Annotated in this window: 9 protein-coding genes; 1 reads left to right on the forward strand and 8 read right to left on the reverse strand. The window is 45.1% G+C overall.

Features of this window, described 5'->3' with window-relative positions; translation table 11 throughout:
* Positions 1 to 38: 38 nt before the first annotated feature.
* Positions 39 to 449, forward strand: coding sequence for a response regulator (locus ABFW99_RS03330; protein ID WP_440707422.1), 411 nt, complete (start codon positions 39 to 41; stop codon positions 447 to 449).
* A gap of 3 nt (positions 450 to 452) precedes the next feature.
* Here ABFW99_RS03330 and ABFW99_RS03335 read toward each other — a convergent pair whose 3' ends face one another.
* The 8 genes from ABFW99_RS03335 to ABFW99_RS03370 all read right to left on the reverse strand — a co-directional run bounded on the left by ABFW99_RS03335 (position 453) and on the right by ABFW99_RS03370 (position 11,874).
* Positions 453 to 2,150 carry a mechanosensitive ion channel family protein gene (locus tag ABFW99_RS03335; RefSeq protein WP_349354522.1) on the reverse strand — a complete coding sequence of 566 codons (1,698 nt, stop codon included), beginning with the start codon at positions 2,148 to 2,150 and terminating at the stop codon, positions 453 to 455.
* A 133-nt stretch (positions 2,151 to 2,283) separates the two neighbouring features.
* On the reverse strand, positions 2,284 to 3,102 hold the full coding sequence (locus ABFW99_RS03340; RefSeq protein WP_349354523.1) for a slipin family protein: 819 nt from the start codon (positions 3,100 to 3,102) through the stop codon (positions 2,284 to 2,286).
* Positions 3,089 to 4,423: an NfeD family protein gene (locus tag ABFW99_RS03345; RefSeq protein ID WP_349354524.1), complete on the reverse strand. Its 1,335-nt coding sequence runs from the start codon at positions 4,421 to 4,423 to the stop codon at positions 3,089 to 3,091. Before ABFW99_RS03345 ends, ABFW99_RS03340 begins: the two co-directional genes overlap by 14 nt.
* Before the next feature lie 69 nt (positions 4,424 to 4,492).
* Positions 4,493 to 6,955 (reverse strand): ABC transporter permease, encoded by a 2,463-nt coding sequence (locus tag ABFW99_RS03350; protein ID WP_349354525.1) that lies wholly within the window; start codon positions 6,953 to 6,955, stop codon positions 4,493 to 4,495.
* Between the two features lie 227 nt (positions 6,956 to 7,182).
* On the reverse strand, positions 7,183 to 8,205 hold the full coding sequence (locus ABFW99_RS03355; protein WP_349354526.1) for a serine hydrolase domain-containing protein: 1,023 nt from the start codon (positions 8,203 to 8,205) through the stop codon (positions 7,183 to 7,185).
* A complete protein-coding gene (locus ABFW99_RS03360) occupies positions 8,202 to 8,528 on the reverse strand; it encodes a hypothetical protein (RefSeq protein ID WP_349354527.1) in 327 nt (108 codons plus the stop codon). Before ABFW99_RS03360 ends, ABFW99_RS03355 begins: the two co-directional genes overlap by 4 nt.
* A gap of 110 nt (positions 8,529 to 8,638) precedes the next feature.
* On the reverse strand, positions 8,639 to 11,392 hold the full coding sequence (locus ABFW99_RS03365; RefSeq protein WP_349354528.1) for a S9 family peptidase: 2,754 nt from the start codon (positions 11,390 to 11,392) through the stop codon (positions 8,639 to 8,641).
* A 104-nt stretch (positions 11,393 to 11,496) separates the two neighbouring features.
* Positions 11,497 to 11,874 (reverse strand): hypothetical protein, encoded by a 378-nt coding sequence (locus ABFW99_RS03370; RefSeq protein ID WP_349354529.1) that lies wholly within the window; start codon positions 11,872 to 11,874, stop codon positions 11,497 to 11,499.
* Positions 11,875 to 11,878: the final 4 nt, after the last annotated feature.

The raw sequence follows: 11,878 nt of genomic DNA on the forward strand, positions 1-11,878 counted from the left end.
TCCAGGCAGTAGTCTTTTTGGGAAGTATATAGTACATTTTGGAAACAAATGTAACGGCTATGAAAGGCGATATTTCCAAGAAAGCTATTATCGTAGAAGATAATCTCATTCTTTCGCTTCTGTATGAGAATTATCTCAAGGAAATGGTTTTTAAAACCGTTGGCGAGATTACCAGCGGTGAGAAAGCCGTTGAATTGGTTAAAAAATATACACCCGATGTAGTCATTATGGATATTATGCTGAATGGAAGCATAGACGGTATCCAGGCTGCACAGGAGATACGGAAGTTTTCACAGGCTCCCATCGTTTTTATTACCGGCAATTCCGATACCGCTCACGTTGACCGTGCAAAGCTGGTTTCAAATTCAAAATTCCTGAAGAAACCGATTTCCGAAGATAAGCTCAAAAAAGCAGTGAACTATCTCTTGTCGGATAAACCTAAGGTTTAGGCTTTATTTACCAGCTCCAAAATCGATTTCCTTCCCATCTTTAAAAATCCGTGTACCTTCGGCGCTTTTCTTATCTCCTTCCGGGCCGAAACTGTAAACGGCTGATGCCAGCTCATCTCCAGATCTATCTTCCCCTGCTTTTCTGGGCTCGTCTTTATAGAAGCTGTCCATGTGCAGTGTTTGTGTCGGAAAGGCGAATTGCACACCTACTTCTTTAGCGAGCTTCAGAACTTCGAGGAAGAAATTATGACGCTGCTGCAGTTCGGTACTCCAGTCGGGGACATCAAAAAATACATATACCAACACGTCCAGTGAATGCGCCCCGAAGGAGTTGAAATGAACTTCGTAGACATCCTGCCGGAAATGCTTATTGGCTTTTACAATGGCTTTGATGCCTTCCACAAAAGCCTCCATTTGCTCGGGAGTAGTGGAATAAGTCAGGTTCAGGACGGTTTTTAGCCGGCGGTATTTTCGCAGGCCAAGATTGTCAATGTCGGTATTGGCAAGATTTGAGTTCGGTACGCTAACCAGCGAGTTGTAAAAGGTGCGTACGCGGGTTGAACGAAAGCCGACTTCCTCAACGGTGCCTTCCACATCTCCAACCTTAATCCAGTCGCCCATTTTAAAGGGTCGGTCGAGCAGAATGGTAACGGATCCAAAGAAATTGGCCAGTGTTTCCCGGGCGGCTAATGCTACGGCCAAACCACCGATTCCCAGGCCGGCTATAAGAGAGGCTACGTTATATCCATTGTTTTGAAGGATGGCGATGACGCCCATCACTACCACAAAAAAGCGCAGGGTTTTACGGATGAGCGGAACCAGCTGATCATCGAGCTGGGTTTCGGTTTTTGAGGTGAGTACGCTCAGGTATTGCGAAAATACATCGGCCAGGTTATAAAGCAGCCAAACCACACCGACAGAAACCACGATTTCGAGGATGGCGGAAAGATAATAACTGATGTTCACCGAAAACTGTAGATTGGAATAGGTGAGCAGGAAAAAGATCATCAAAAAGATAAAAGCAGCAGGTTTTTCCACGCTGTCGATCAGGTCATCATCCCAGGTAAATTTCGTTTTCCGGGCCAGTCGTTTTACGTAATTGTCGAGGACGAAGCCGAAGACTTTCATCAGAATAAGACCGGTAAGCAGCCAGATAAACACCGCGATATACTGCCAGATTTCGATGCCCAGCCACTCGTTGTGTGCCCAGTTGGGAAGGTTATCGGTAATCAGAGTTACGTATCCCGAAAAAGTATCATCATATAATTCCGGTATGCGATTGATGGTAGCTTCTGAAAACACCCACTGGTTCTGATCCGATTTTATCAGGTACACTTCGGGCAAGGATGGGAATAAAATATATTGCTGCAGGCCGGAAAGGCTGTCGGTGTAATTGGGGTTGGATGGAATTTTGTCGTAGTCGATGAGGAGGCCGCGGGCATCCAGCACTTTTAACAGTTCGTTTGCCAGTTCCAGCTTTTTTGGTTCTCCTGCATCGGCAAGCTTCATGGTTTTTATCACAAATTCCGGATTTTTATGTCCACTTTGTTGCCAGTGCAGGAAGGTGTGAACGGCTCGTCTTGGGTTAGCCAGCAGGTCTTCGTCCCTGGGCTGTGGCTGGTTTTGAAATGCAGAAAGATCTGGAATTATAAACAATAGAGCTGCAAGCAGTAAAAAGCCGGATTTCATTCGGGCGGACATAACTCAAATTTTTTGATTAGGAATAAGGCTTCAAATCTAAGAAATGTGGAGCTCGTTGTGAAAGGAGATAGGCAGAAATAAAAAGGCTCCGACGCGGAGCGTCAGAGCCAGTAAATAAGGATTCAATTAGTCCTTATGAATCATCATCAGTTTTTCCGGTATTTATGGGAGGTTTACCCCGATCGGCCATGGACTTAAAGGCTTCGAGGAAATCCATTGGCAGCGGGAGGAAAGCAAAGGTGGCGTTTTCCTCACTGATTTCATTCATGGTTTGAAGGAAACGGAGCTGCAGGGCTGCGGGTGCTGTCTCGATCATCTTAGCGGCATCCACCAGTCGCTCGGCAGCCTGGAACTCACCTTCGGCATTAATGACTTTCGCTCGTCGGTCACGCTCGGTTTCAGCCTGTCGTGCCATGGCCCGCTTCATGTTTTCAGGTAGCACCACATCGCGAACCTCAACGGAAACTACCTTTATTCCCCAGGGATCGGTTTGGGTATCGATATTCTGCTGAATTTGTTTATTAATCTTTTCCCGATTGGCGAGCAGTTCATCCAGTTCAACCTGTCCGATAATACTTCGCAGGGTGGTTTGAGCCAGCATGGATGTCGCGTGGATGTACCGTTCAACCTGAATAACAGCGGCTTCGGCATCAACAACACGGAAAAAGGTGATAGCATCCACATTGACGGTCACGTTGTCTTTGGTGATTACTTCTTGCCGGTCCACGTTAATGGTTAAAACTCGCAGGTCAACCCGTTCTACTTTATCGATGAAAGGGATGAGAACAATCAGTCCCGGCCCTTTTACGCTTTGAAATTTACCAAGCCGGAAAACGACGGCTCGTTCATATTCGCGTAAGATTTTGAAAATTTGTGGAGCTAATAGCACCAAAAAAACTACGATGGTTATTAGCCAGGTGATATAACCTGAAAAGATCTCAGTTGACTCCATGGTCAAACTCCTTATTTGGGGTGTATGGTTTTACGGTAACGGTGAGTCCTTCAAACCGGACAATCTCGCACCATTGGTTAGATTCAATTTCTTCTCCCTCGGTTACAGCATTCCAGTATTCACCGGAAATCAATACCCGGCCGCCCTCTTCATTAACATCATCAACCACTTTTGCTTTTTTACCGATGAGGGACTCCAGCCCGGTTCGGTTTCCGGTAAACTGTGCTTTAATTCCTGACGTAGCAATCCAGCCAAAAAAGATAGCAGTCATAATGGTTGCAGGTACCAGCCAGTACCAGTCGAGCTGCATGTTTTTGGGAAATTCCTGGAAAAGCATCAGGGCGCCGAGGAAAAAAGATACCGCTCCACCCGTTATCAATATTCCAAAAGTGGGGGTGAAAGCTTCAATCAAAAATAAAACGATAGCGAGTCCGATTAACACAAAACCGGCCACATTAATGGGCATGGTTGCTGATCCATAAAGCAGTAATATAAGAGCAATAACTCCGGCAACACCCGGTACTATAGCTCCCGGATTAGTTACCTCGCCTACAATTCCATAAATGGCCACCATCGTCAATATTAACATGATTTCGGGACGCATTATAAAACTGAAGAACTTCTCAGCAAAGGATTCATCTTCACGGGTTATAGTTGCTTGGGCGGTTTGCAGGGTATCGCCTTCAAAAACGAGTCCATCCATCTGAACCAGCAACTCATCAACATCCTGAGATATAAAATCTATTACGTTCAATTCAAGCGCTTCAGCTTCGGTGATAGCCGCACCATCTCTCACGGCCGATTTTGCCCATTCGGCGTTCCGGTCACGTTCTTTGGCAATGTTTTCGATAAAACTTTCGGAGTAGTTGAAAATCTTTTTCTGCATTACCGTGTCTTGCTGTTGCCCGCCCATGGAGACAGGAGATGCCGCCCCGATGGTGGTTGTAGGAGCCATTGCAGCCACGTGAGCTGCCAGCGTGATGAAAGTTCCTGCACTGCCGGCATTCCCCCCGGATGGCGTTACATATACTGCAATGGGCATGTCGGAGGCCAGCATATCCTGTACAATATCCTGGGTGGAATTGAGTAGGCCGCCGGGAGTATCGAGCTCAATAATGAGTATTTCATCGTCTCGTTCGCGGGCTATTTCCAGCCCCCTTCGGATGTAATTGGTGGTGGTTGGCCCGATGGCACCTTTAATTGTGATGACGGTAACGGATGTTTGTGCTGTGGAATCGGCTTGGGCTAAAACAGACGGAGCATGTGCAGAGGATAGAATAAGCCCAAGAAGAAAAATTGATATTTTTTTGATTATGCCCATGTAAACCTAATGCTTACCGCTTTCTTAAGGTTCCATTTATTGTAAGCATTCAACAGAAATAAACAAAGCCTATTCGCTGCGAATAGCGTTTACCGGATTAATGAGGGCGGCTTTTACCGAATGATACCCGACTGTGGCTAAGGCGATAATCACAATGAGCAGACCGGACCCTAAAAACAGCAGGGGCAGGGAACCGATGAAGTCGAACCGGTAGGTGAAGTTCTCTAACCATTTTGAGCCCAAGTAATAACTGAGAGGCCAGGCTATGATGTTTGCGATGCCTACCAGAATGAGGAAGTCTTTGGATAGCAAGCCGATGATATTGGCAACCGAAGCTCCCAGACTTTTACGGATGCCGATTTCCTGCTTCCGAAGCTGGGCAGAATAGGACGCAAGCCCCAACAAGCCCAGACAGGCAATCAAAATACAGAGTATAGAGAATGAAGTGGAAAGGGAGCTCATGGTTGCTTCGGTTTCATAGATTTCGGCCAACCGTTCATCAAGAAAGCGATACTCAAACGGATCGATGGGGTTTACTTCTTTCCAGGTTTTTTCGAGATGCTCGAGAGCCCCGGTTACGTCTCCGGGAGCAATTTCGACAGCGGTGTGTTCAATGTATCCAAGGATGGGACGTGTGCCCTCTACCAGCCGAATGACAAGGGGCTCGATTTCTTTCTTTAAGGAAGAATAATTGAAGTCTTCCAACACACCGATCACGGTAAAAGACTGCCGTTCCCCATCGGGAGTATAATGGTAGATGGTTTCGCCCAAAGCTTCTTCAGGTGAGTTTACATCAAACTGCGTAAGCATTTTTCGATTGATCAGGACAGCTTTTTCAGCATCCGTGGAGAACTCCCGGGAGAAGGTCCGGCCGGCAATCACCTCCAGGTCAAATGTTTCGGTTACATCGTGGGTAACATGAAGCGCAAGGTTCAGCCCATCCTGATTGGTTCCATTGGCTGCAGGTACATATCGGTAATACTCGGTATGTTCAGATCCCGGAATTTTGCCAAGACCGGTAATTGTTTCGATTTGCGCATGTGTCAGGCTCTGCTCTTTAAAGTTTTCAAATTCCCAGGCGATCAGGTTTTGCTTGGTTGGCAGCATAACCACAAAGTTCTTATCAAAGCCAAGGTCTTTATCCTGAATGAAATCGAGCTGCAGGTAAACGATAGAGGTTCCGATGATCAGGATTACCGATAAGGTAAATTGGAAAGTGACCAGCACCTTACGAAATATAGTAGTCCTCTTTCCACGGGTTGAACTTCCCTTAAGCACATCAGCCGGTTCAAAAGAGGAGAGATACAAAGCGGGATAAAGTCCTGCAATCAACCCAACAAAAGCCGTTAACAGTATCAGGCCGGGAATGGTATAAATATTATCAAAAGGGTTGAAGGTAAGTGATTTGGAGGTCAGTTCATTGAAGAAGGGAAGGGCTAAAATTAATATAATAATGCCATGAATAATGGCAATGAAAGTAACCAGGAACGACTCGCCGATGAACTGATAGAAAAGCTGCTTCTGGTGCCCGCCCAAAACTTTTCTCATACCCACTTCACGGCTGCGCTCCATCGATCGGGCAGTAGATAAATTCATGAAGTTTATACAGGCAAAAATCAGGATAAAACCGGCTACCAAAAGCAGAATATAGATATAGGTGATTGAGCCGTTCACTTCCATTTCCTGATCTCTGTTGGAGGTAAGGTGAATATCGGTGACGGGTTGAAGCTCAATGTCAACGGATTCATCCTGCGGCCACCCGGAGTAAGCACGGTAGTATTTTTCTTCCAGCGTGGCTAATTGGGTATTCAAAGAGCCGGTGTTTGCTCCATCTTTCAATAATATATATGTCCAAATGGGATTCCAAAGCCAGCTTTGGTCGTAGCCCGGACTACTGGCATAGATTTCGTTTAAGCTGGTGAATGATGCCACCAGGTCGATCTTCATATGTGATTGTTCCGGCCAGGATTTCATGATACCGGTGACTGTCATTTCCCGGATTCCTTTGTAACTCAGGGATTGACCGATGGGGTTTTCATCTCCAAAATATTTTGAAGCAAGGTCTTCACTTATAACAAGGGAAAGAGGGTTTTTAAGTGCTTCGGAAGGATTTCCCTGAATTAGTTCAGCTGAGAAAACATCGAAAAAGGTAGAGTCTACAAAATAAAAATTACTTTCACGGAAAGAGACCTGGTCTTCCCGGTTCAGGAAGGTGTGATTTTCTTCCTGCATATCAAAAAAGCGGACGGTTTTCTCAATTTGGTCAGGAAATTCAGCATCCAAAACAGGACCTAACAGGAAAGGGGTGGTTGCTTGCTCTTCAACCCGTTCTTCGGAAGTCATGGTTTGTACCACCCGATAAATCCGGTCTGAGTTCGAATGAAATTTATCATAGCTCCATTCATTCAATACATAAAGTACAATTAATAAACTGGTGGCTAAGCCGATAGCCAACCCCAAAATATTAATGAGAGAGTAACCCTTCTTTTTTAAAAGATTTCGTACCGAGATCTTCAGATAATTCTTAAACATCAGCGATTCCTTTCACTTTGCCAACAGACTAAAACATCCAACTATTGTACCGTAATTATTAACGAGCCGGAAATGGAGTGAGCTTAATCCGGCTCAACGTATCATAGTATTAGAGTGCCAAACCATTGCATTGTTACAAAAAAAGAAGAGATAAATTAACACTAACTTCAAATGAAATTAACAATCAAGGAAAGGGAAGGAATGCCGGGGTCAATAAAATAAGGGGTTTACTGTGCAGTAATTTCCAGGTAGGGGATAATACTGTTCTCCAAGAAATTGAAAATCGGCTCTTTGTAGGTTCTGCGCTGGGTAGCTCCATCCAGGGAGTTTGTGATAACTACTACGCTGCTCAGCTCAGGGATCATAAAAATGTACTGGCCGCCATATCCCCATGCAAAAAATACTTTATAACCACCCACAGGTCTGTTCCACCACATATACCCATAATCGTACGGGTTGTAATTACTCCGGGTATATGTTTTAAAAGAATCGCGCACCCAACTTCCGGAAACGATTCGCTGCCCGTTATAGGTACCTCCATTTAGCATAAGCTGGCCGATTTTGAGTAAATCATTTGGGGTCATCGCCAGATTGTTACCGCCCATATAATAGCCTTGAGGATCACGGTCCCATCCTCCTACATTAACATTCAGAGGAGTGAACAGGTATTCTTCCGCAAATGCTTTGGTACTCATTCCGGAAGCCTTTGTGAGTATGACCGACAGCAAGTGGGAAGTTCCTGTGCTGTAAACCATTTGTCCGCCGGGCTCTTCTGCAAAATCCTGATTAAGCTGAAATTCCACCCAATCATTGCTTACTACCCATGCCCCATAATTATAAAAACTGGTAGTTTCCAACCCGGATTGCATGGAAAGCAGGTTACGGATGGTGATATGCTCTTTCTTCTGGTTTGGGTTTTCTGCGAAATATTCGGGGAAGTAATCTCCTAAAGTTTCATTTAGAGAGATGGAACCATTATCAACGGCAATTCCGATTAAAAGCGAAATAATGCTTTTGGAAGCCGATTTGATATTATAGGGGTAATCGGCACTGGCTTTTCGGAAATACTCGGCACCTAATAGTTCACCCTCTTGCTGAATGAGGACACTTCTTAGGGAAGTGATGGATTCGGCTTCCTCAAAAACAGCATCAATTGAGGTTGGAGCTGAAGACTGAGCATGCAGCTCTTGAAACCCTGTGATAAAAAAGAGCACCGAGCAGAAGAAAAAACGTACAGAGAATAAACTCATTCGGTACTTTTGAATTTAAAGGTAACGGGAATTTTATCATCAAACGGGGAGCCGATGTGATAGAGTTCCCATTCGGCATCGTAATTCATAATGCGATCCCTCAGAATGGTAATCAAATCCTCGGAGCTGCCATTTTCAGAATGCCAGTCAAAGGTCTCGACACGGAATTTGAGATTTCGTTTTTCCCCGTTCACATGTACATCGAGGTTTACGACCTTTTCGACATTGGGAACGGTAAATTGTACGCGTACATTGTGCATGGCTTCTCCGGTTATAGTGAATAATAGAAACTGATACTGTATCAGGTACAAAAAAGATGCCATTTCATGAAAATCGGGATTTTATTTAATCAGAGAGGTATTTGGGATCGAAAATCGTTCGAAAACAAACAGCAGATGTTCATTTTTGAACAAAAACCCAATATATCCGTGAATTAATCCCGGGCTTTGTTGTACATCTTTTCGATATACGGGATTCCGTTCACCATCCAGTCTGCGGCCGGAACTTCTTTCACGTAATGATCAAACCATTGCTTCATCCTGATCTGGAAATCGATTTGATTGGCTTCTCTCCCCAGGTGATGTCCTTCTCCCGGATATGAAAGCAGCACCACTTCTTTCCCCATTCTCCGTGCTGCGTTATAGAATTCAAGCCCCTGCATCCAGTCAACAGCGCCATCATCCGTTCCATGTAAAATCATAAACGGTGTTTCAATTTCAGGGACGTAGAACATGGGGTTTTCACGCTGGTAGATATCCCGGTGAGTCCATGGAGTAACTCCGCGTCCCATTCGAACTTGTCCGATTTCCATAATTCCGTGGTGATTGGTTCCGGTTCTGCCATATATGTTGTTATAAAATCCGGTCAGGTTTGTAGGAGGGGCTCCCGTCACTACCGTTGCAAACATGTCGGTTTGAGTTAGAATAAAAGAGGATTGATATCCGCCCCAGCTGTGTCCCTGTAAACCTATTTTTTCGGGGTCAGCATATCCAAGGTCAATAACTTTTTGAGTGGCTGAAGTGATACAGTCGAGCGAGCTGGTTCCGGGCTTGCCGAACTCGAATACATTGTCGGGCATGAGAACAAGGTACCCGTTGCTTGCGTAGGTTGACATATGCGGACGGTCGTCATACACCGGCATGGAGTACTGGTGGTGCCGGTCCGACATTTTCTCATAAAAATAAACGATCATCGGGTACTTTTTGCCGGGCTCATAGTTCGCCGGCAGGGTCAGCGTGCCCTGAAGTTCGACGCCCCTGCTGTTTTCATACTCAACCAGCACTCGTTCTCCCCAGGCATATTCAGCCTGTTGAGGATTGGCGTCCGTAATTCTGGTGAAGTTTTTGAACGAAGTGTTGGTATGATAGTAATCAGGGAAATTCACGAAGGTTTCACGGGTGAGGATAACACGGTCGGTGTCACGGGCTTTTTCAACTTCATCAAAACTTACGTCTTCAAAAACAAGCGGTGTCGGTTTCCGGCCAATTCTCACCTGATAAAACCCATCTTTTTTCGTCCACTCCCCAAAAGCTGAAAGCAAGAGGTTTTTGGAAGTATCGATGTATTCCTGTTCTTCATCCAGGTTTTCGTACCTGAAGATAATTTTCTCCTGCTCCCCAAGTCCTTGTGTGATATTTGTGGCTTTTGAGCCATTCAGGGCGAGCATCCAGAGGTCGTACTTATGATTTACGATTACATTTTTGCCGTCTTTAGTCCACCCGGCTATTCCGTACGTCGGGCTTTCGTGCGGGTAGGGATGGTCAACATTGTTGAAATGAACAGGTGCGGCATCCGAGACATTGATATTTTTGTTCTGTTGCACATCATACACGAACAGGGCGGTATCCTGGTCAGCCAGTTTCTGATACAGGAAGTAACGCCCATCCGGTGAGTATCCCATCGTTCGTTTTATTTCTCCCGCAAATTGAGTTCGTTCTCCGTTTTGAAGGTTCACCCGGTATAAACCGGCGGGAGAAACACCCCAGTTCAGGTCGCTGGTGTAAGGCTTTTCATCTCTTCCAATCATAAAGCGATTGTGATCCGAGAATTCAAGTTCTTCCATGTCTTCATCGGTCAACCGGGTAAACGAATTGTTGGTTGGGTTAAATGAAGCCACAAAAGTGAACCGGCGATCCTGGCCAGCTTGCTGTTCCTGAACGGTTTGAATGCGATCGTCTTTCCAGTGGAACACATCAACGTTGGCAACGGTATCTTTGTCCATCTTAAGTTTGGGCTCCTGTTCATCAAGTCCGAAAAATATCAGCCCCCCGTTTTCGCTCCACGACAGGCTCCGGTTATCGCTGATTACCATTTCTTCCGGAAAGTTCTGCGCCGAGTTAGGGTCGAGGGTGGCTTTACTGATGTTCCTGTTCAGGTTCCGGAAAACCAGCAGTTTATTTTCGTTGTGAATTAAGGTGTCCACCGATTGCCCTTTAAGAACGGCCAGACTGTTTCCTTTTGAACTCCAGTCTTTTCGGGGTGCATCAGCATCATCCCAGCCAAGCCCTGAATATGAAGTCGTATCAGAATCTAAAGTGATAAGTGTACCCGACGATAAATTATGAAGATACACTCCGTTTCCGGTTTGATCGCTCGCATCTACCAGGTAAGCAAGCATGCTGCTCTTTTTGTTAAAAGCGAATTCCGATACATTCCCAATGTTATGAACCTGGTTGGTTTCCAGGTTTCTGAGAATTAAATCACTGCCTTTATGTTTGCTCTTGTCTGATTCCGGCTTCTCCCGAAGAACTGCCCAAAACTTACCATCTTCGGAGAAAGCTATATCACCGGAGCGTTCTATGGTATATTTTTCCCCGGAACTGAGATTAAGTAATTCTGCCTTCTCAAAGATTTGGTCACCTTTCTGCTGAATTTTCTTCCGGTTTTCCTCGTCAACGGTGATGGTATAAGCTACCCAGCTATTTTTATTGGAGAAAACAGCGCCTTCTCCGAGGGGGATTGTATATTGGGTATCGTTAACCAGCGATACTACGTGCAAGGTATCGTCACCGCCGTTTGGGCGAAGTCCGTAGGCCATCCAGTTTCCGTTATTTGATAGTTCCACACCCACTATGTGCGACCAGCGGTTGTAGTCATCAATATTGAGTATTTTATCCTGAGCGGGTAACTGACTGCTTAATAAGAGCATTACTGTAAGCAGCAGAAGAGAGAGAGGTGATCTTTTCATTTTGAGAAGCGAATTAGATGAGTGTTTTCATGAGTGCATGTAACTGTAATTGCAGCTGATAGTCAACACTCGGCTTGTTAAAACTTGTCAGCGAAGGTTTTATCTCAATGTCCGAAATAAAATCCTTTAAGCAAGTCGGAATCGGGCAGGGTAGCAATTTTTTGTTCACCTTTCAGGAAATCAATAATATGAGGATACGCGTTCCGAAGCTTTTCAAGCTCTCCCTTTTTTGCAAAAACGGTAAAACTATAGATTCGATCATTTCCTTTAAAAATGGTGACCCGGTATTGATTGGTAATGTCCCTGTCCAGCCTTAGTTCAAACAGGTCGTAATCGAAAGCGTAAATTTTTCTTCCGGGCTGAATGTCCTGACTTTCTTCTGCCTTCTTAATTTTGTTGATGATCTCCGCATAGTTGGGTTCAGGAACTGGGATGTCTGGTTCTTTCTTTTGCTGAAACAGGTTTTTCAGGAAATTTCGCATTGAA

It is taken from the genome of Gracilimonas sp. BCB1, assembly GCF_040117685.2.
In the GTDB taxonomy this organism is placed as follows: Bacteria; Bacteroidota; Rhodothermia; order Balneolales; family Balneolaceae; genus Gracilimonas.

What these genes read in the sequence shown, in the direction of transcription:
- ABFW99_RS03335 (WP_349354522.1), bottom strand. Translation starts at nt 2,150, where the DNA reads ATGTCCGCCCGAATGAAATCCGGCTTTTTACTGCTTGCAGCTCTATTG.
- ABFW99_RS03340 (WP_349354523.1), bottom strand. Translation starts at nt 3,102, where the DNA reads ATGGAGTCAACTGAGATCTTTTCAGGTTATATCACCTGGCTAATAACC.
- ABFW99_RS03345 (WP_349354524.1), bottom strand. Translation starts at nt 4,423, where the DNA reads ATGGGCATAATCAAAAAAATATCAATTTTTCTTCTTGGGCTTATTCTA.
- ABFW99_RS03350 (WP_349354525.1), bottom strand. Translation starts at nt 6,955, where the DNA reads ATGTTTAAGAATTATCTGAAGATCTCGGTACGAAATCTTTTAAAAAAG.
- ABFW99_RS03355 (WP_349354526.1), bottom strand. Translation starts at nt 8,205, where the DNA reads ATGAGTTTATTCTCTGTACGTTTTTTCTTCTGCTCGGTGCTCTTTTTT.
- ABFW99_RS03360 (WP_349354527.1), bottom strand. Translation starts at nt 8,528, where the DNA reads ATGGCATCTTTTTTGTACCTGATACAGTATCAGTTTCTATTATTCACT.
- ABFW99_RS03365 (WP_349354528.1), bottom strand. Translation starts at nt 11,392, where the DNA reads ATGAAAAGATCACCTCTCTCTCTTCTGCTGCTTACAGTAATGCTCTTA.
- ABFW99_RS03370 (WP_349354529.1), bottom strand. Translation starts at nt 11,874, where the DNA reads ATGCGAAATTTCCTGAAAAACCTGTTTCAGCAAAAGAAAGAACCAGAC.